Genomic DNA, 19584 nt, shown 5'->3' with positions numbered 1-19584 from the left:
GTCAGGGCTCCCGCAGCGCTGGCGCGGTCGCGCGCAGCTCGGTGGCGTAATCGGCCGGACGCAGCAACTGCGCGGCGGCGGCTTCGGTATAGCGCAGCATCGGCCCGGCGGCGACCGTCATCGCCACGCCGTAACCGAGCAGCAGCAGCGTCGCCGCGGTTTCCAGCGGCCGTGCGCGCGCCTTGCGCGGCTGCGGCGGCGGTTGTTCGATGCCGTCGTCGTCGAGGTGCTGGTCGCCCGGCACGCGCCAGAACAGGCGCACGCCGGCACGGGTCAGGCCCATGATCACCATCAGGCTGCTGAGCAGCACCGCGGCCCATACCGGGCCGGCATTGCCCGCCGGCGTGGCGCTGAGGATCGCGACCTTGGCCAGGAACCCGGACAGCGGCGGCAGCCCCGCCACCGACACCGCGGCGATCAGGAACAGCACGCCGGGCACGGTCTTGCCCGGCAGCGGCGCGATCACTTCCTTGCGGTCGCTGGCGTCGCCGCGGCGGCGGCGGATCAGGTCCGCGATCAGGAACAACGCCGCGGCCACGAAGCTGCTGTGCGCCAGGTAGTACAGGCCGGCGCCGAGCGTGCCCGGCGCATCCAGCGCGAAGGCGATGAACAGCGTCGCCGCCGACACGATCACCAGGTAGCCGACCAGCACCCGCAGGCGCACCGCGGCCAGCACCCCGAGCGCGGCCAGCAGCAGCGTGCCGATACCCAGCCACAGCAGCCATGCGCGGCCGTAGCCGTCCAGTGCCTGCGCCTGGTTGCCCAGGATCAGCGTGCTGACCCGCAGCACCGCGTACAGCCCGACCTTGGTCATCACCACGAACAGCGCCGCCACCGGCGCCGGCGCGCGCGCATAGGTTTCCGGCAGCCACAGGTACAGCGGCAGCAGCGCGGCTTTGGCGCAGAACACCAGCAGCAACAGGCCGAAGGTGGCCTTGATCAGGCGCAGGTTCTCCGGCGGCGCCTGCGCGATGCGCTGCGACAGCTCGGCCATGTTCAACGAGCCGAGCAGCGCGTACAGCAGGCCCAGCGCGATCAGGAACAGGGTGGAGGAGGTGACGTTGAACACCACGTAGTGGAAGCCCACGCGCAGGCGCAGGCCGCGCCCGCCGCTGAGCAGCAGGCCGTAGGAGGCGATCAGCATCACCTCGAAGAACACGAACAGGTTGAACACGTCGCCGGTCAGGAACGCGCCGTTGAGCCCGACCAGCTGGAACTGGAACAGCGCATGGAAGTGCGGCGCGCGCCGGTCCCAGCCGGCGCAGGCGTGCAGCAGGCAGGCCGCGGCGAGCAGGGTGGTGGTCAGCAGCATCCACGCCGACAGGCGGTCGGCCATCAGCGCGATGCCCAGCCGCGACGGCCAGTCGCCGAGCAGGTAGACCTGCACCTGGCCGTCGCCGGCGCGCACGAACAGCGCGATCACCGCCGCCGCCAGCGCCGCCATCGCGGTCCAGGCCACCGCGCGGCGCACGTGGCGCCCGTAGCGGCGGTGCTCGACGAACAGCGACAGGGCGGCGCCGAGCAGCGGGATCAGGATCGGCAGGATGAGCAGGTGGTTCATAGCGCGCTGCCGCCGTCGGGATCGACGCGCGCATCGACGTGGTCGCTGCGGTTGTCGCCGCGGCTGCGCATCGCCAGCACGATGCTGACCGCGGTCATCGCGAAGGCGATCACGATCGCGGTCAGCACCAGCGCCTGCGGCAGCGGGTCGGTGTAGTCGGCCAGGGTCGGCGCGACGCCGTCGCGCAGCACCGGCGCCTTGCCCTGCACCAGCCGCCCGCCGGCGAAGATCAGCAGGTTGGTGGCGTAGGACAGCACGGTCATGCCCAGGATCACGTCGAAGCTGCGCGCGCGCAGCAGCAGGTACACGCCGACGGCGGTCAGTACGCCGATCGCGCTCGCCAATGCCAGTTCCATCAGCGCATCTCCCCGGTACGGGCCGAACGTTGTGCCGGATCGATCTCGCCGCGCTGCGACTCGCGCGTGCGCGAGGGCTTGATCGTGCCCATCATCGACAGGGTCAGCATGGTGCCGCCGAACACGACCAGGTACACGCCGGTATCGAAGCCCAGCGCGCTGGCCAGCGGGATGTCGCCGATCAGCGGGACGTAGAGGTCGTAATGGCCGCTGGTCAGGAACGGCACCCCGAACAGCATCGAGGCCATGCCGCTGAGCGCGGCCAGCAACAGGCCCAGGCCGATGCAGCGGATGTAGTCGAAGCCGAAGCGCGATTCCACCGAGGCCGCGCCCTGGATCACGTACTGGATCAGCAGCGGCACCGCCAGCACCAGGCCGGCGATGAAGCCGCCGCCGGGCGCGTTGTGGCCGCGCAGGAACAGGAAGATCGACACGGTGAGGGTCAGCGGGAACATCAGCTGCGCCAGGTCGGCCGGCACCGGCAGCTTGATCGGCGGGCCCGGCATCACTTTCTCGGGCGCCATCCGCGCACGCCGCAGCAGCGCATGCACCACCAGCGCGGCGATGCCGAACACGGTGATCTCGCCGAAGGTGTCGAAGCCGCGGAAATCGACCAGGATCACGTTGACCACGTTGCGCCCGTAGGCTTCCGGCAGCGCGCGCTGCAGCAGCTCGCCGGCCATCGTCGCCGCCGGCCGGGTCATCACCGAATACGCCAGCAAGGCCATGCCGGTGCCGGCGGCGATCGCCAGCGCCGCATCGCGCAGCTTGCGCCAGCGCTGCGGCTCCACCGGCGAGGCCTTGGGCAGGTAGTTCATCGCCAGCAGCATCAGCACCAGGGTGACCATCTCCACCAGCAGCTGGGTCAGCGCCAGGTCCGGCGCCGACAGGAACACGAACACCAGGCTCACGCCCAGGCCGCTGCCGCCGATCACCAGCACCGCCAGCAGCCGCTGCCGGTACAGGAACAAGGTGGCCAGCGCGCAGCTGACGATCAGCAGCCACAGCGCCCAGCCCAGCAGCGGCATCGGTTGCGGTGCCGGCCACTGGCTCCACAGCGGCGGCGCGGCGACGAACGGCGCCGCGGCGACCACCACCGCGCTCAGCAGCAGCCAGCGCAGACTGCGCTGCAGGCTGCCATTGGTCAGCACGCGGGTGAAGCGCGCGGCGATGCCGAACAGCGCATCCACCTGCCAGTGGAACACGCGCTTGCCCAGCGAGCGGCGCACTTCGGTGTACAGCACGGTCAGCCGGCGCAGGCCGAAGTACAGCGCCACGCCGCCGACCACGCCGGCGATGCTCATCGCCAGTGGCGCGTTCCAGCCGTGCCAGACCGCCAGGCTGTACGCGGGCAGCGCGTCGCCGAGGATCGCCACGGCCGCGGTGCGCAGTACCGGCGCCACGGTCAGCGCCGGGAAGATGCCGACCGCCACGCACAGCAGCACCAGGATCTCCACCGGGATCTTCATCCAGCGCGGCGGCTCGTGCGGCATGGCGTCCAGTTGCCGCGGACCGCTGCCGAAAAACGTCTCGTAGACGAAGCGCAGGCTGTAGGCGACGCCGAACACGCCGGCCAGCAGCGCCGCGGTGGCGGTGAACACGCGCATCGCCACCGGGCCGTCGGCGTCCAGCGCCTGCGCGAAGAACATCTCCTTGGACAGGAAGCCGTTGAGCAGCGGAATGCCGGCCATCGACAGCGAGGCGATGATCGCCAGCGCGCTGGTGAACGGCATCCAGCGGCGCAGGTTGCCGAGCCGGCGCATGTCGCGGGTGTGGGTCTCGTGGTCGATGATGCCGGCGGCCATGAACAGCGAGGCCTTGAACACCGCATGGTTGAGGATGTGGAACACGCCGGCCACCACCGCCATCGGCGTGGACAGCCCGAACAGCATGGTGATCAGGCCCAGGTGCGAGATCGTCGAATACGCCAGCAACCCCTTCAGGTCGTGCTGGAAGATCGCGTACCAGGCGCCGACCAGCAGCGTGACCGCGCCAACGCCGCTGACCGTGTAGAAGAACAGGTCGCTGCCGGCCAGCGCCGGATGCAGGCGCGCCAGCAGGAACACGCCGGCCTTGACCATCGTCGCCGAGTGCAGATACGCCGACACCGGCGTCGGCGCCGCCATCGCATGCGGCAGCCAGAAATGGAACGGGAACTGCGCGCTCTTGGTGAAGATGCCCAGCAGGATCAGCCCCAACGCCCACGGATACAGCGCGCTGGCGCGGATCGCGTCGCCGGCGGCGAGCACCGCATCGAGCTGGTAGCTGCCGACGATACGCCCGATCAGCAGCACGCCGCCGAGCAGCGCCAGGCCGCCACCGCCGGTGATCACCAGCGCCATGCGCGCGCCGTCGCGCGCATCCTTGCGATGCGACCAGAACCCGATCAGCAGGAACGAGCTGATGCTGGTCAGTTCCCAGAACACCATCAGCAGCAGCAGATTGCCGGCGATCACCATGCCCAGCATCGCGCCCATGAACAGCAGCAGGTAGCCGTAGAAGCGCGCCGCATTCTCGCGCGCGCTCAGGTAGTAATGCGCGTACATCACCACCAGCGCGCCGATCGCCAGCACCAGCCCGGCGAACATCCACGCCAGTCCGTCCAGGCGCAGCGAGAACTGCAGGCCGATCTGCGGCAGCCAGGCGTGGTCGGCGCGCACGATGCCGCCGCCGAGCACGGTCGGGGTCAGCGTGCCGAGCAGGATCAGCCCGGCCAACGGCGCGGCCGCGGCGACCCAGGCCAGCGTGGCGCGCGAACGGTGGCGCAGGGCGATGACGGCCGCCGCCATCAGGAACGGCAAGGCCAGCAGGATGTCCAGAACGGGGATCATGCAGGGAATACGAGATTCGCGAGCAGGAGCCCGAGTGTAACAGGCACTCCGCGGCGCTGGCCTGCGATGGTGGTCGGCGCATGCAAGGTCATCGCGCCACGATAGCGCAGGCCAGGTGATGCGCTTGCGAGCGCGTGGCGGTCACGGGATTGGGCGCGGCGGCGCGCGCTCGCTATGCTTGTGCGATGACCGATGCGCCCCCTGCGACCGCTGCCGCCTCCCCGACGCTTACGCCCACGGCCCAAGCGCGCGTGGCGCTGCTGTTCGGCGGCAGCGGCCAGATCGGCGAGCGTCTGGTGCACGGGTTGCTGGCGGCCGGCTGGCAGGTGCATGCGTTCTCGCGCACGCCGCAAACGCCGCGCGACGGCCTGCACTGGCATCCGGGCGAGTTGAGCCAGCTGCAGGCGCCACCGGTGCAGGCCGAGGCGATCTTCAGCTGCGGCCCGCTGGATGCGTTCGCCGACTGGTACCGGCGCACGCCGTTGCGGGCGACGCGCGTGGTCGCGTTCGGTTCCACCAGCCTGGAGGTCAAGCGCGATTCGCTGGACGCCGCCGAACGCGACGTCGCCCGGCGCCTGCGCGAGGCCGAGGCGGCCCTGTTCGCCGCCGCCGCCGAACGCGGCGCCGCGGTGACCGTGTTGCGTCCGACGCTCGTCTACGGCGCCGGCCGCGACCGCACGCTGAGCGCGATCGCCACGCTGGCGCGACGCAGCGGCTGGTTCGTGCTGCCGCGCAGCGCGCGCGGCCTGCGCCAGCCGGTGCACGTGCAGGACCTGGCCGATGCGGCGCTGGCGGTGCTGGCGCATCCGGCCACGCATGGCCGCAGCTATGCGCTGGGCGGCGGCGAAGTGCTCAGCTACCGCGAGATGGTGCGGCGCGTGCTGGCCGCATTGCAGCCGCCGGCGCGGCTGCTGTCGCTGCCGCATGCGCTGTTCGCGCTGGCCCTGGGCATCGCCCATGCCGGCGGCCGCCTGCGCAGCATGAACCGCGCCGCGCTGCAGCGCATGGGCGAGGACCTGGTGTTCGATCTGGCGCCGGCGCAGCGCGATTTCGGCTACGCGCCGCGCGCCTTCGCGCCGGATGCGGCGATGCTGGGCGTGCCGCGCTGAGGCGCGGGCAGCAGGCCCGGCGCCAGGTTCAGTAGCGCCAGTCCATGCGCCGATAGAGCTTGGCCAGCACCCAGGCCGGCCCGATCAGCAGATACACCAGGTCGGTGAGGAAGCTGGGCTTGTGGCCTTCCAGCTTGTGCCCGACGAACTGCGCGATCCAGGCCACCACGAACACGCCGATGGCCAGCCACAGCAGGCCGTGCAGGCCCAGGCGCGCCTCCAGCAGCCGGCACAGGCAGCCGCAGAAGAAGAAGGTGGCCAGCATGCCGTAGCCCAGCGGCCGCGACAGCCGGTTGTAGAACATCCACGCCGCGAACATGCCCAGTGCCGCCCACAGCCCGCTCTGGAACCAGCTGCCGCCGACCGGGATGCACCACAGCAGCGCCACCACCGACCACAGGATCGCCGGCACCGCCAGCACATGGATGCGCTGGTTGGCGACATTGCGGTGATCGTCGGAATAGCTGGCGAAATAGCGGTCGATCGGGCGCGCGTAGGCGGTGGTATCCATCGTCCCTCCCAGGAATCGGGCCAGCATAGCGCCATCCAGGCAGCGACGCGGAGACAGCGGGCGGCACAAGCCGGCGCACCTCTCGCAGCGGGCGCCGGCGCCTGCGGCCGGGTCCGTTTTGCGACGGCTTGCGGCACGCGCGAAAAAAACCGGCGCCGGCCACAATATCGGCCGCGCTGCCACGTCTGCAACACCATGAGCCCAACGAACCCAGCGCCCGAGACCGACCGCGCCATCGCCGCGACGGTCCTGCGCGAGCGCTCGCGGCTCGGCAACTTCATCCGCCGCCGCGTGCTCGACCGCGCCGAGGCCGAGGACATCCTGCAGGACGTGCTGTCCGAGTTCGTGCAGGCCTACCGGCTCCCCGCGCCGATCGAGCAGGCCAGCGCCTGGCTGTTCCAGGTCGCGCGCAACCGCATCATCGACCGCTTCCGCAAACGCAACGCGCAGCCGCTGCAGGAGTACCGCGACGACGCCGGCGAGGACGTCGACGACGACACGCTGCGCCTGGATCTGGCGCTGCCGGCGCCCGGCGGCGGACCGGACGCGGCGTATGCACGCGCGCGTCTGCTGTTGGCCTTGCAGCAGGCGCTCGACGAGCTGCCGCAGAGCCAGAGCGAGGTGTTCGTGGCCCACGAATTCGAGGGCCGCAGTTTCAAGCAGATGGCCGCCGACAGCGGCATCGCGATCAACACCTTGCTGGCACGCAAGCGCTACGCCGTGCTGTACCTGCGCGCGCGCCTGCAAACGGCTTACGACGAACTCGAATCCTGAAGGAGTGAACGAGATGGCATTCAAAGCGAGATATCTGGGCAAGGCGGTGTTCGTGCTGGCGGCGGTCGCCGTCCTCGGCGTGGTGGTCATGCAGTTGTGGAATGCGGTGCTGCCGGTGGCGTTGAGCGGTGCCCGCCCGATCGACTACCCGCATGCGGTGGAATTGCTGGTGCTCAGCCGCATCCTGTTCGGCGGATTCCGCGGGCACGGTGGCTGGCACAGACACCGCCACTGGGAGAAATGGCAGGCGATGACGCCGGAAGAGCGCGAGCAGTTCAGGCACGCCATGCACCGCCGCCGGCACCGGGGCGAACGCCAATGACGCCTCTTGATAGTGCGCTGACCGTCTGCAGGCAGCCGCCCGGGACGGTGGCGCCGATCGTCGAACTGGCGCGCTGCGAGGGCAAGGGCGATTGCGTGGAGGTGTGCCCGGAGCAGGTATTCGAACTGCGGCGCATCGATGCGGCCGACTATGCGGAGCTTGGATGGCGGCCCCGGCTCAAGCTGCGCGTGCATGGCATGCGCGTGGCGTATACGCCCAAGGCCGACGCCTGCCTCGGCTGCGGCCTGTGCGTCGCTGCGTGCCCGGAACATGCCATCAGCCTGCGCCGCCGGATGCCGCAGCCATGAGCGCCGACGCCGCCGTCGTCCCATCCGGCTTCACCGCCTACCAGAAAGTGGTGGCGGGCATGCTGGCGTTCCTGCAGTTCGCGGTCATCCTCGATTTCATGCTGATGTCGCCGCTGGGCGCCACCATCATGCCCGCGCTGCGCATCGGCCCGACCCAATTCGGCCTGGTCGTGTCCGCGTACGCGTTCAGCGCCGCGGCGTCGGGCTTGCTGACGGCAGGCTTTGCCGACAGGTTCGATCGCAAGAAGATCCTGCTGTTCTTCTACACCGGTTTCGTGGTCGGCACCGCGTGGTGCGGCTTGGCGCAGAGCTTCCACAGCCTGTTGCTGGCGCGCATCGTCACCGGGCTGTTCGGCGGCGTGATCGGCTCGGTGGTGCTGGCCATCGCCACCGACCTGTTCCCCGCGCAGCTGCGTGGCCGGGTGATGGGATTGATCCAGACCGCGTTCGCCGCCAGCCAGGTGCTGGGGATTCCGATCGGCCTGTACCTGTCCAACCGCTGGGACTGGCATGCGCCATTCCTGGCGATGGCCGCGCTCGGCCTGGCCGCCGGCCTGGTCGTGGCGTGGAAGCTGCAACCGGTCGCCGGACATCTGCAGGCGCCGCGCGAACACGGCGCATGGCGGCATCTGCTGCGCACCCTCGCCGTGCCGCGCTACCAATTGGCGTTCGCGACGACCGCGCTGCTGAGCACCGGCGGCTTCATGCTGATGCCGTTCGGCAGTGCGTACATCGTCGGCAATCTCGGCATCGACCTGCACAGCCTGCCCACCATCTATCTGATCACCGGGGTCTGCGCCATCGTGTTCGGCCCGTTGATTGGCAGGGCGACCGACAGCTTCGGCACCTTGCGTGTGTTCACCTTCGGCACCGCGCTCAGCATCCTCATGGTGCTGATCTACACCCATCTTGGCCGGGTCTCGCTGCCGGTGCTGATCGTGGTCAATGTGCTGCTGTTCGCCGCGATCTTCTCGCGCATGATTCCGTACCAGGCACTGGCCGCCTCGGTACCGGCGCTGCAGCAGCGCGGGGCGTTCAACGCGATCGGTGCCTCCGTGCAGCAGCTGTCCGGCGGCCTGGCATCGCTGATCGCCGGGCACATCGTCACCATGGGGGCCGACGGCAAGCTGCAGCACTTCCCGGTGGTGGGCTACGTGGTCGTCGCCGTGTCCCTGGTGGCCTGGGTCCTGCTACGCGGCCTGCAACGGAGCATGCCGCGCGAGCCGGCCCTGCAGGGCACTGCGGCAGGTTGAAGCGCGCGGCGCGGCGGACGCGCCGCCCGTCACGCCGAGTACCTGCACGCTGCCGGCGTGCGTGCTGTCGCACGCGAGCGCCGGCAGCGCGGAAGCGACAGGCGTCAGCGCCCGCCCTGCACGATCCGTTGCTGCTCTTCCTGCACGTTCTGCTGTTGCGCCGCATGGCTGGCCAGCAACCGCGCATTGGTCTGCTCCAGCGGCGGCGCAGGCTGTTGCAGGTCCACCACCGCGCGGAAACCGGGCGTGGTGCCGAGCACGTAGGCCTTGTCGTCCTGTACGGTGATGCTGCGCAGTTTGTCGGCGCTGTCGATGCCGCTCTGCTTGGCCTGCAGCGCCACATTGGCGGCGACCTCGGGCGTGGTGCCTTCCGGCATGCGCTCGCGCACCGCCTTGACCAGTGGATCGGCCTCGGCAGGCGTCTGGCGCTGTGGCGCCTGTGCCTGCTCCTGCGGAGCACGCAGTTGTTCGCGCAGGCTGCCCAGCGTCTGCGTCCCGGCCTTGCCGTCGACCAGCAACCCATGCGTCTGCTGGTAGGTGCGTACCGCATCGCGCGTGTTGTCGCCGAAGCGACCGTCTTCGGTCAGCGGCTTCCCGTGCGCATCGCGCACGCCAAGCTGGTTGAGTTGCTGTTGCAGCGTGCGGACGCCTTCGCCGCGGTCGCCGTGGAGCAGGAGGTTGGTGTGCTGTGCGGTGGACTCTGTGCGGGTTGGTAGAGCATCTCCACCATGCTGTGGCGCACGCACCTGGAATTCCGGTTTCGCACGTAGCGACCCGACAATATTCATTGTGCCCCCGTCCCAATAGCCGCCCGGTTTGATCGTCACTTCGTCCGGGCCGCTCGAGCTTTGCGAACCGATGAACTGGATTCGCCCCTGGGCGTCGTACCCCTTGAAGATTCCGACATGCTGTCCTCCGGCTCCGGAGAACATGAGGATGTCGCCTTGCTGCAGGTTTCCTCCGGGACGGCGAGCATCGGACGCGGACGTCACGTCGAAATGTTCGCGGGCGTAAGCGGTGGTGCGAGAGCCGTTGAAGAGAGTCGATGTAGTGAACCCGTCCGCGGTATTGCCAGGTACGTCGTAGCCGGCATTCTTCAGGCCACGCCAGACGAAGGCCGAGCAGTCCACGCCGAGGCGACCGTCACCGTCGAGGTCGCGCTCCAGTCGACTGGCGTCGCGTCCTGGGCGCGGCGCATCCGGACGCCCATATTCGTAGTGGCGGCCCTCGTCGAAGAAGTGCCGGCGCGCCTCGCTATAGATTGCAGCGCTGCCAGGATGGTCGAGTGACGCGGCTTGCTGTCCGGCCGCCGGCGTTGCCTGTGCCGATGTGGGAGCCCTTATCGTCTGGGTGTCGCCTGCTTGCCAGCCCTCGAAACGTCGAATCCCGTCTGCCAGCGCGGCGCGCTCGGCTTGGGTCATCTGAGCTACGGTCTTGCTGCGCAGATCCACTCCTTGCCGATGCCCCTCGGCGAAGATGGCGGCCGCCTGCGCCGAGTGATTGGTCTGCCCGCTGTAGTCGGCACGCGAATAGCTGGGAAGCAGCTGTTCGACCGTATGGTTGGCATGTCTGTTTTCGAGGAGCTGGATCTTGGCGGCACGGCCCGCTTCGTAGCTCTCGAAGACTGCGTTACCCCATTGATCCAGATCGACGACGCCCTGGAAGCGGTGCTGGGCTGCCGCCAGTGCATCTTCACGGGTTCTGGTGTTGGTAACGGTCTTGTCGGCACTGCCGGCGAATTCGAATTTCAAATTGCCTGGGTTGTTGTTGCGCCACGAAACCGATCCTTCGGAACGCACCACGACGCTTCCGTCTTCCAGCTCAAGGGTGCGGTTCTTTCCCTCAGTACTGACTAGTCGAACAATTCTTTGGTCGGGCATGATGGAAGTCCTTATCTATCCCTAGTGGTTGTGAATTTCAGGGGTGCTGCGGTCAGATTCCGTTCGAGAACACGTCCAGATTCTTAGGCTCCACCCAGCCACGGGCACAATCGCCTTGAGGGCGGGCATCGCTCGTTAGCGCACATGCCTTGCCGGTATTTTGTTGCGCAACAAAGGTGATCGGGCGATCGCCATATTGGCTGCAGATGGGCTTGCCTCGGCACGCGGCGACGCTGCTGGTGGGGATGGAAACTACGTAGTAGTAATTCGCCTGCTGACCCACGCGCGCCGTTGCCTGTACGCAAACGAATTGCCCATCGGAGAGTCGCGCATTGATCTTGGCCTTGCTGCCGGTCACGGGCAGCGTGCCCAGCAGCGGCGCATCGCGTTCGGAAACGCCTGCGAAGAAGCCCTCCGGGCCACAGTCCGGGGACAACTCGATGTCGTAGAAGTCGCCAGCGTCCATGTTGCCAAGGACGCAGCCAAGCCCTTTGGTGGCGTCATCGCAATGGGCGCCCAAGCCTTTCGCGAAATCGGCGAGGTCATCGCCCTGCGGCGTGTCGGTGGGCGATGCAGCTGGTGGCGCGTGCGGCGCTTTCTTCACGTCCGGCTGCGCGGTGTTGGTGGCGTTGGTGGTTGCAGGTTGGCTGCATCCGGCCAGTCCAATGGCCAGCAGGCACAGGGCCGGAAGGAGAGTGCCGCGAAAAGAGTTGGAGTTGGATAAGTCGCTCATAGGAAGCAGGCAATTCGAGATGAAGGGAGAAATCCGCGGCAAGCTGCGGGGCAGTTCAGGAGCTTTCCTGTCGCATCGAGCGTTTGGCGAATGTGCCGTACTGGGGCTTGCGGCACCAAAGGAGCTTGCATGGTCTGCGCTGGCTCATAGCGATTGATCGTCCACCTTCACCAAGGTCCAGCACGGACGCTGGACGAAGTGGTAAATCCGCTGGTCGCCGGTGTCCGCTGTGCGGACCAAGACCTGACGACCAGCGGCATTTTTCGAGACGACGACCTCGAGCCCCCCGCCGCGGGCTGCGTCCAGATGCGGGATCACCGGCCACTCGACTCCAGACAGCGGGACCTCGCGGTTCACCTGCTTCGGTTCGGGTTGGGCGTCAGGATCGAGCCGGATCATCGTCAGCGGGTTAGCTGTGGCCTTTTCCTGCACCGTGATGTCGGCGCTGAAATGCTTGAGGAAGCTGTCGAAATCGGCATCCGGGCAACGCGGCGCTGCTGCAACCGGGGCGGCAGCCGAGGTGGACGGCCGCGATGCGACGGCGCTGGTTCCGCCCGGTGGCTTGTATGCCGCAAGCGTCAGACCAAGCACGAGAGTGGTCGAAAGCGCGCGTGCGATGACCAACGGATCCTCCTGATCTGGTTGGATGGCATAACCCCGTTCGGGGTTTCAGTTTAGGACGGTGGGGTAAACGACCGGTGAAAATCCGGCTGATGGCGGTGTGGCCAAACCGTCGACGCTTCCCCTCTGGCGCAGGAGAAGCGCGCTGCCGTGCCAGGCGAGCGCCAGCGTGTGGACTTCACCATCGTCCGCTGCACAAGCCAGTGTTCGTCGGGTATCGAGTAGACGGGGGTCTGTCCTACACGGCAGTGCCTTATAGGCAGACGAACTGCGCTTGCGCAGATCTGGTGCGCTGTCACGGGCTGCGGACAAAGAAAAACGAACCGAGCGGACTGCGTCATTGCGGCCACTGCGTCGATGGAGCAACGGCCTTGCGCAGGCGCGGGTTGCGACTAAGCTGGCGCCCCGCACGCGTGGCTCCAAGTCTGCGGGCGCGGTGCAGTGAGGGCTTGTCCAGCATGGCCAAGCCCGTCGCAGCGCCCGCCACGCGGGAGCTGCGCTCAGTCGATCGAAATCCCCGCCAGCCGCTGCAGCGCCTCGGCGTACTTGGCGCGGGTGCGGTCGATCACGTCCTGCGGCAGGCTGGGGCCGGGCGCGGTCTTGCCCCAGTCCAGCGTCTCCAGGTAGTCGCGCACGAACTGCTTGTCGTAGCTCGGCGGGCTGGTGCCCACTTGGTACTCGTCGGCCGGCCAGTAGCGCGAGGAATCCGGGGTCAGCATCTCGTCCATGATGTACAGGCGGCCGTCGGCGTCGGTGCCGAACTCGAACTTGGTGTCGGCCAGCAGGATGCCGCGCTCGGCGGCGAAGTCGGCGGCGAAGCGGTAGATGCGCAGGGTGGCGTCGCGCACGCGCTCGGCCAGCTCGGCGCCGACGGTCTTGACCATCGCGTCGAAGTCGATGTTCTCGTCGTGGTCGCCGACCGCGGCCTTGGTCGAGGGGGTGAAGATCGGTTCGGCCAGCTTCTCGGCCTGGCGCAGGCCGTCGGGCAGCTCGATGCCGCTGACCTTGCCGGTGCGCTGGTAGTCCTTCCAGCCGCTGCCGATCAGGTAGCCGCGGGCGATCGCTTCCACCGGCACCGGCTTGAGCTTCTTGGTCACCACCGCGCGCCGGGCGTACAGCGCCGCGTCCACGCCGGCGGGCAGCACCGCGGCCACGTCGATGCCGGTCAGGTGGTTGGGCATCAGGTGCTCGGTCTTCTTGAACCAGAAGTTGGAGACCTGGCACAGCATCTCGCCCTTGCCGGGAATCGGGTCGGGCAGCACCACGTCGAACGCGGACAGACGGTCGGTGGCGACCATCAGCAGGTAGTCCCCGGGCGGGGCGTCGGCAGGCAGGCGGTCGCGGGGGATATCGAATACGTCGCGGACCTTGCCCCGGTGACGCAACGGCAGGCCGGGCAGATCGGATTGCAACAGCGTGGTGGACACAGGCACTCCTACGGACTTCGCAATGGCGGCTGTCCCGGGACCCGGCGGGCCCGCGGCTCGACAGCGGGCCGCGTAGTGTACGGCCGGAAAGCCCCGCTGTGCCGTAAAATGCGAGGCCTTGTCCGCCGAGCCCGCCCTCGCCCATGCACTGGTACGGAAAACTGCTCGGCGCGATCGCCGGGGCGCTGCTGTTCCGGCCCAATCCGGTGTTCGGCGCGGTGCTCGGGCTGCTCGTCGGGCACGCCTTCGATGCTGACTGGTTCAAGCTCGGCCAGCGCGACGACCCCTACCGCGAGCTGGGCGTGCGCCGCGACGCCACCGACGCCGAGATTGAACTGGCCTATCGCCGGCTGATCTCCCAGTACCACCCCGACAAGGTCGCCGGCGCCAGCCCGGAGCTGCGGGCGCGGGCCGAGAAGAAGGCCAGCCAGCTCAACACCGCCTACGACCGTATCCGCACCCTGCGCAAGCGCTGAGACCTTCGCCATGTCCGACTGCATCATCTCCCCGTCCATCCTGTCCGCCGATTTCGCCCGCCTCGGCGAAGAAGTCGACAACGTCCTTGAGGCCGGCGCCGACTGGATCCATTTCGACGTGATGGACAACCATTACGTGCCCAACCTGACCATCGGCCCGATGGTGTGCCAGGCGCTGCGCAAGCACGGCGTCACCGCGCCGATCGACGTGCACCTGATGGTCGAGCCGGTGGACCGGCTGATCCCGGACTTCGCCGAGGCCGGCGCCAGCCTCATCAGCTTCCACCCCGAGGCCAGCCGCCACGTGCACCGCAGCATCCAGCTGATCAAGTCGCACGGCTGCAAGGCCGGGCTGGTGCTCAATCCGGCCACGCCGGTGGACATCCTCGACTGGGTGCTCGACGACCTGGATCTGGTGCTGGTGATGTCGGTCAACCCGGGCTTCGGCGGCCAGGCCTTCATCCCGTCGGCGCTGGACAAGCTGCGCGCGATCCGCGCCCGGATCGACGCCAGCGGCAAGCCGATCCGGCTGGAGATCGACGGCGGGGTCAAGCCCGACAACATCGCCGCGATCGCCGCCGCCGGCGCCGACACCTTCGTCGCCGGCTCGGCCATCTTCAACGCGCCCGACTATGCCGCGGTGATCGCGCAGATGCGCGCAGCGGTGGCGGCGCGCTGAGATGGCCGTGCTGCACATCCGCCCGGCCACCGCCGACGATGCCGCGCTGATCCTGCGCCTGATCCGCGACCTGGCCCGCTACGAGCGCGCCGAGGACGCGGTGCAGACCGACGAGGCCGGCCTGCGCGCCAGCCTGTTCGGCCCCGGCGCCACCGCGCACGCGCTGATCTGCGAGGCCGACGCGCAGCCGATCGGCTACGCGGTGTACTTCTACAACTACTCGACCTGGCTCGGCCGCAACGGCCTGTACCTGGAAGATCTGTACGTGGCCCCGGAACACCGCGGCAGCGGCGCCGGCAAGGCCTTGCTGCGGCACCTGGCCCGGCAGGCGCTGGCCGAGGGCTGCGGCCGTTTCGAATGGTCGGTGCTCGACTGGAACCAGCCGGCGATCGAGTTCTACCAGGCCGCCGGCGCGCAGGCACAGGACGAATGGACCGTGTACCGCCTGCAGGGCGAGGCGCTGGCCAGGTTCGCGGCCGGCTGAGCGGCGGCGCAAAAGAAAGAACCGCACTGTCGCCAGTGCGGCCCCTGGGAGAAATCGGAGGCTGATCCTGCCTCCATCCGTCGTCCTTGCTATGGCCTTCCATGTTCCGGGTGATCGGTGACGCAGGTATGACAGCGCGGCCGACATCGCGCCGCGTGCCGGGCGCTAGGCCAGCGACCGCTCGCGGCAGGCCGGCCAGGGCCGATGTCTCACCGTGGCGCGCTCCGGGCACGGCGGGCATCGCCCGCGCGCCGGCGCGCCGCGCATTCACGATGTCCGCATCCGTCGCCGGCTAGGCTGCAGGCCTGATCTCGGGAAGGTCCGCATGGCAGCACCGCACTGGCGTCTGATCCTCAACGGCAAGTCGGCGGGCGACGAGCCGCTGCGCGAGGCCGTGTCCGCGCTGCGCGAGCGCGGCATCCGACTGCAGGTGCGGGTGACCTGGGAGGAGGGCGACGCCGAGCGCTACGTGGCCGAGGCCGTGGCCGACGGCGCCGACTGCATCGTCGCCGCCGGCGGCGACGGCACCTTGAGCGAGGTGGCCAGCGCCCTCGCGCACCATGACGCCGCGGCTGCGGCGCTGCCGGCGCTGGGCCTGGTGCCGTTGGGCACGGCCAACGATTTCGCCACCGCCGCCGGCATTCCCGACACCCCGCTGGCGGCGCTGGAACTGGTCGCGCAGGCGCCGGCGGTGGCCATCGACCTGCTGCGCATCGAGGCCGAGCACGGGCCGCACTGGTGCGCCAATGTCGCCAGCGGCGGCTTCGGCACCCAGGTCACGGTGGAAACCGACGAGGGCCTGAAGAAAATGCTCGGCGGCCTGGCCTACCTGATCACCGGGATGGGCAAGCTGGGCCAGATCGATCCGATCCAGGCGCGGTTCGAGGGGCCGGATTTCGCCTGGGAAGGCGAATTCATCGCGCTCGGCCTGGGCAACGGACGCCAGGCCGGCGGCGGCCAGGCGCTGTGCCCGGACGCGTTGCTCGACGACGGCCTGCTCGACCTGACCATCGTCCCGGAGATGAGCGGCGAAGTCGCCGCGACCCTGGGCACGCTGGTCACGTCCGGCAAGCAGGCCGCGCTGGAGCGGGTCGCGGTGCGTGCGCAACTGCCGTGGGTGCGCATCGACGCGGCCATGCCGCTGACCTTGAACCTGGACGGCGAACCGGAGACCTCGCGGCACTTCCGCATCGATTGCGTCGCCGGCCGCCTGCGCATGCACCTGCCGGCCGATTCGGCGTTGCTGCGCGGCCGGGCGGGGTAGCGGCCGCGCCGGGCGCTGGCCTGGACGGGGTGCCGCGTCGCGACTGAAGTCGCTCCTACAAGGACTCGCGACCGGCGGTCTGGTGCGCTGTGAGAGGGACTTCGGTCCCGACTGCATCCAGCCCAGGCAGTGCTTTCGCTTTCCAGGCTGCAGTCGCTCCCGCAATGGGACTTGCGGCGCGGCGGCCGGGTGCGCTGTGGGAGGGACTTCGGTCGCGACTGCATCCAGCCCAAGCAGTGCTTTCGCTTCCAGGCTGCAACAGCCCATCCACCGCAGCGCCGATGGTCCCTTCTGCAACCGTTGCCAGTCGCCGCAGTTGCGGTAAAGTAGCCGCCGTGTCCAGCCTGACGACCCAGCGTTCCTTCACTTCCGCTCGCCGTGCGTGGCGATGGTGGCCTGTAGCCGTCGTCCGCCCCGCCACCGAGTCCCGGAAGGAAAGTCGTCTTGATCACCCGCGAGCTGTTCCAGCGCTACGCCGCTGAAGGCCACACCCGCATCCCCGTCGTCCGCGAAGTGCTGTCCGACCTGGACACGCCGCTGTCGGTCTATCTCAAGCTCGCCGACGCCCCGCATACCTACCTGTTCGAATCGGTCGAAGGCGGCGAACGCTTCGGCCGCTATTCGATCATCGGCCTGCCGGTACGGCGCGTGTACACCTTCAGCGGGCATACGCTGGAAGTGCGCGATCACGGCGAGCTGATCGAGCGCCGCGAGGTCGCCGATCCGTTCGCCGAGGTCGAAGCGCTGCGCTCGGCGCATTCGGTGCCCAAGCTCGACGGCGTGCCCGGCTTCACCGGCGGCCTGGTCGGCTGGTTCGGCTTCGAATGCATCGGCTACATCGAGCCGCGCCTGGCCAGCGGCGACAAGCGCAACGAGCTCGACACGCCCGACATCCTGCTGATGCTGTCCGAAGAGGTCGCGGTCTTCGACAACCTCAAGGGCCGCCTGTACCTGATCGTGCACGCCGATCCGCGCGAGGCCGACGCCTGGGAACGGGCGCAGGCGCGGCTGGACGCGCTGACCGCCACGCTGCGCCAGCCCGGCGCCGGCTACCCGGTACCGCTGGCGCGCGACGTGCTCGACGAAAGCGACTTCGTGTCCGGTTTCACCCGCGAAGGCTTCATCGCCGCGGTGGAGAAATCCAAGGAATACATCCGCGCCGGCGACATCTTCCAGGTGGTGCTGAGCCAGCGCCTGAGCGTGCCGTTCAGCGCGCGCCCGGTGGACGTGTACCGCGCGCTGCGCGCGCTGAACCCGTCGCCGTACATGTATTTCCTCGACGTCGGCGACACCCAGGTGGTCGGCTCCTCGCCGGAGATCCTGGTGCGGCTGGAAGCCGGCCAAGTCACCGTGCGCCCGATCGCCGGCACCCGCCCGCGCGGCAAGACCGTGGAAGAGGACCTGGCGCTGGAAGCGGAGCTGCTGGCCGATCCGAAGGAACGCGCCGAGCACCTGATGCTGATCGACCTGGGCCGCAACGATGCCGGCCGGGTGTCGCAGGCCGGCACCGTCGCGGTCGGCGAACGCTTCGTGATCGAGCGCTACAGCCACGTCATGCACATCGTCAGCGAAGTCACCGGCACGCTGCTGCCCGGGCTCAGCTACGCCGACGTGCTGCGTGCCACGTTCCCCGCCGGCACCGTCAGCGGCGCGCCGAAGATCCGCGCGCTGGAAGTGATCCGCGAACTGGAACCGATCAAGCGCAACGTCTATGCCGGCAGCATCGGCTATCTCGGCTGGCACGGCGATGCCGATACCGCGATCGCGATCCGCACCGCGGTGATCAAGCACGGCCGCCTGCACGTGCAGGCCGGCGCCGGCATCGTCTACGACTCCGATCCGCAGAAGGAATGGGACGAGACCATGAACAAGGGCCGCGCGCTGTTCCGCGCGGTGGCCGAGGCGGCGAAGGGGCTGTGAGCGTGTCCGCGCCGAGCCCGCGGATCAGCTTCCGCAACGACTACAGCGAAGGCGCGCATCCGCGCCTGTTGGCCGCATTGGCCGCGGCCAGCGCCGAGCAGAACGGCGGCTACGGCCTGGACCGGCACAGCGAACGCGCGGCGCAGCTGATCCGCCGCGAGATCGCCTGCGCGCACGCCGACGTGCACCTGCTGGTCGGCGGCACGCAGACCAACCTTGCCGCGATCGGCGCATTTCTGCGTCCGCATCAGGCGGTGATCGCTGCCGCCAGCGGGCACATCGCCACGCACGAGACCGGCGCGATCGAGGCCACCGGGCACAAGGTCCTGACGGTGGCGGCGGCCGATGGCCGGCTGAGCCCGGCGCTGATCGCGCCACTGCTGGCCGAGCACGGCAACGAACACATGGTGCAGCCGCGGTTGGTGTACGTGTCCAACACCACCGAGCTCGGCACCGTCTATCGCAAGCATGAGCTGCAGGCCTTGCGCGACGTCTGCGACGCGCATGGGCTGTGGCTGTTCCTGGACGGCGCGCGCATCGGCAGCGCATTGACCGCCGAGGGCAACGACCTGAGCCTGGCCGATGTCGCCGCGCTGACCGATGCGTTCTATATCGGCGGCACCAAGAACGGCGCGCTGCTCGGCGAGGCGCTGGTGATCGTCAATCCCGCGTTGCAGGCCGATTTCCGCTACCTGCTCAAGCAGCGCGGCGCGCTGCTGGCCAAGGGCATGGTGCTGGGCACGCAGTTCGCCGCACTGTTCGAGGACGGCCTGTTCTACGAACTGGCCGCGCATGCCAACCGCATGGCCGCGCGCCTGCGCGAAGGCCTGGTCGCGGCTGGCGCGCAGTTCGCGTCGGACTCGCCGACCAACCAGTTGTTCGTGACGCTGCCGGGTGAGGCCGTCGAGGCCTTGGCGCAGCGCTACGACTTCGAGCGCTGGCAGGCGCTGGCCGACGGCCGCTGGGTGATCCGCTTCGTGACCTCGTGGGCGACGCGGGCCGACGCGGTCGACGCGCTGTGCCGCGATTTCGCCGCGCTTTCGTACCCCGGCGCGCGACGCGCGGCCGGCTGACA

The 19584-nt window shown here is 69.0% G+C and carries 19 protein-coding genes; 11 read left to right on the top strand and 8 right to left on the bottom strand.

Annotated elements, in window-relative coordinates:
- Position 1: 1 nt before the first annotated feature.
- Genes JR064_RS15990 through JR064_RS15980 form a run of 3 tightly spaced genes read right to left on the bottom strand, consistent with a single transcriptional unit; the run spans position 2 to position 4748 of the window.
- Positions 2-1561, bottom strand: a complete 1560-nt coding sequence (locus JR064_RS15990) for a monovalent cation/H+ antiporter subunit D (RefSeq protein WP_206230399.1) — start codon at positions 1559-1561, stop codon at positions 2-4.
- Positions 1558-1917 (bottom strand): Na+/H+ antiporter subunit C, encoded by a 360-nt coding sequence (locus JR064_RS15985; protein WP_206230398.1) that lies wholly within the window; start codon positions 1915-1917, stop codon positions 1558-1560. The genes JR064_RS15990 and JR064_RS15985 overlap by 4 nt, the downstream gene beginning before the upstream one ends.
- Complete coding sequence (locus tag JR064_RS15980) at positions 1917-4748, bottom strand: monovalent cation/H+ antiporter subunit A (RefSeq protein ID WP_206230397.1); 2832 nt, start codon at positions 4746-4748, stop codon at positions 1917-1919. The genes JR064_RS15985 and JR064_RS15980 overlap by 1 nt, the downstream gene beginning before the upstream one ends.
- A 185-nt stretch (positions 4749-4933) precedes the next feature.
- On the opposite strand from JR064_RS15980, the gene JR064_RS15975 reads away from it, so the two are divergent.
- Positions 4934-5857, top strand: a complete 924-nt coding sequence (locus JR064_RS15975; RefSeq protein WP_206230396.1) for an SDR family oxidoreductase — start codon at positions 4934-4936, stop codon at positions 5855-5857.
- A 28-nt stretch (positions 5858-5885) separates the two neighbouring features.
- Here the strand turns inward: JR064_RS15975 and JR064_RS15970 are convergent, their stop codons facing one another.
- Positions 5886-6368, bottom strand: coding sequence for an Mpo1 family 2-hydroxy fatty acid dioxygenase (locus tag JR064_RS15970; RefSeq protein WP_206230424.1), 483 nt, complete (start codon positions 6366-6368; stop codon positions 5886-5888).
- A gap of 195 nt (positions 6369-6563) precedes the next feature.
- Between JR064_RS15970 and JR064_RS15965 the strand changes: the two genes are divergently transcribed.
- From JR064_RS15965 to JR064_RS15950, 4 genes are read left to right on the top strand one after another with little or no spacing between them, the layout of a single operon-like run.
- Complete coding sequence (locus JR064_RS15965) at positions 6564-7142, top strand: RNA polymerase sigma factor (protein WP_206230395.1); 579 nt, start codon at positions 6564-6566, stop codon at positions 7140-7142.
- Positions 7143-7146: 4 nt separating this feature from the next.
- The gene (locus tag JR064_RS15960) at positions 7147-7464 is read left to right on the top strand and encodes a hypothetical protein (RefSeq protein WP_206230394.1); all 318 of its coding nucleotides are present in this window, start codon (positions 7147-7149) and stop codon (positions 7462-7464) included.
- Positions 7461-7772 (top strand): 4Fe-4S dicluster domain-containing protein, encoded by a 312-nt coding sequence (locus tag JR064_RS15955; RefSeq protein WP_206230393.1) that lies wholly within the window; start codon positions 7461-7463, stop codon positions 7770-7772. The genes JR064_RS15960 and JR064_RS15955 overlap by 4 nt, the downstream gene beginning before the upstream one ends.
- Positions 7769-9025 (top strand): MFS transporter, encoded by a 1257-nt coding sequence (locus JR064_RS15950; RefSeq protein WP_206230392.1) that lies wholly within the window; start codon positions 7769-7771, stop codon positions 9023-9025. The genes JR064_RS15955 and JR064_RS15950 overlap by 4 nt, the downstream gene beginning before the upstream one ends.
- Positions 9026-9129: 104 nt before the next feature.
- Here JR064_RS15950 and JR064_RS15945 read toward each other — a convergent pair whose 3' ends face one another.
- From JR064_RS15945 to JR064_RS15930, 4 genes are all read right to left on the bottom strand, one after another.
- Positions 9130-10905, bottom strand: a complete 1776-nt coding sequence (locus JR064_RS15945; RefSeq protein ID WP_206230391.1) for a peptidoglycan-binding protein — start codon at positions 10903-10905, stop codon at positions 9130-9132.
- A gap of 52 nt (positions 10906-10957) precedes the next feature.
- Positions 10958-11638: a hypothetical protein gene (locus JR064_RS15940; protein WP_241093114.1), complete on the bottom strand. Its 681-nt coding sequence runs from the start codon at positions 11636-11638 to the stop codon at positions 10958-10960.
- Positions 11639-11782: 144 nt separating this feature from the next.
- Complete coding sequence (locus tag JR064_RS15935) at positions 11783-12262, bottom strand: hypothetical protein (RefSeq protein WP_338123902.1); 480 nt, start codon at positions 12260-12262, stop codon at positions 11783-11785.
- A 497-nt stretch (positions 12263-12759) separates the two neighbouring features.
- Positions 12760-13686: a phosphoribosylaminoimidazolesuccinocarboxamide synthase gene (locus tag JR064_RS15930; RefSeq protein WP_191826241.1), complete on the bottom strand. Its 927-nt coding sequence runs from the start codon at positions 13684-13686 to the stop codon at positions 12760-12762.
- Positions 13687-13829: 143 nt separating this feature from the next.
- Between JR064_RS15930 and JR064_RS15925 the strand changes: the two genes are divergently transcribed.
- The 6 genes from JR064_RS15925 to JR064_RS15900 all read left to right on the top strand — a co-directional run bounded on the left by JR064_RS15925 (position 13830) and on the right by JR064_RS15900 (position 19582).
- Positions 13830-14162: a J domain-containing protein gene (locus JR064_RS15925; protein WP_145704749.1), complete on the top strand. Its 333-nt coding sequence runs from the start codon at positions 13830-13832 to the stop codon at positions 14160-14162.
- A gap of 10 nt (positions 14163-14172) precedes the next feature.
- The gene (gene rpe / locus JR064_RS15920) at positions 14173-14841 is read left to right on the top strand and encodes a ribulose-phosphate 3-epimerase (protein ID WP_179569179.1); all 669 of its coding nucleotides are present in this window, start codon (positions 14173-14175) and stop codon (positions 14839-14841) included.
- Between the two features lies 1 nt (position 14842).
- A complete protein-coding gene (locus JR064_RS15915) occupies positions 14843-15325 on the top strand; it encodes a GNAT family N-acetyltransferase (RefSeq protein ID WP_191826243.1) in 483 nt (160 codons plus the stop codon).
- A gap of 325 nt (positions 15326-15650) precedes the next feature.
- A complete protein-coding gene (yegS, locus tag JR064_RS15910) occupies positions 15651-16589 on the top strand; it encodes a lipid kinase YegS (RefSeq protein WP_179569175.1) in 939 nt (312 codons plus the stop codon).
- A gap of 444 nt (positions 16590-17033) precedes the next feature.
- On the top strand, positions 17034-18509 hold the full coding sequence (gene trpE, locus JR064_RS15905) for an anthranilate synthase component I (protein WP_179569173.1): 1476 nt from the start codon (positions 17034-17036) through the stop codon (positions 18507-18509).
- Between the two features lie 2 nt (positions 18510-18511).
- Positions 18512-19582, top strand: a complete 1071-nt coding sequence (locus JR064_RS15900) for an aminotransferase class I/II-fold pyridoxal phosphate-dependent enzyme (protein WP_206230390.1) — start codon at positions 18512-18514, stop codon at positions 19580-19582.
- The last annotated feature ends 2 nt before the right edge of the window (positions 19583-19584 follow it).

The organism is Xanthomonas bonasiae (assembly GCF_017163705.1).
GTDB lineage: Bacteria > Pseudomonadota > Gammaproteobacteria > Xanthomonadales > Xanthomonadaceae > Xanthomonas_A > Xanthomonas_A bonasiae.
This window is presented reverse-complemented; position numbering and strand designations above follow the sequence as displayed.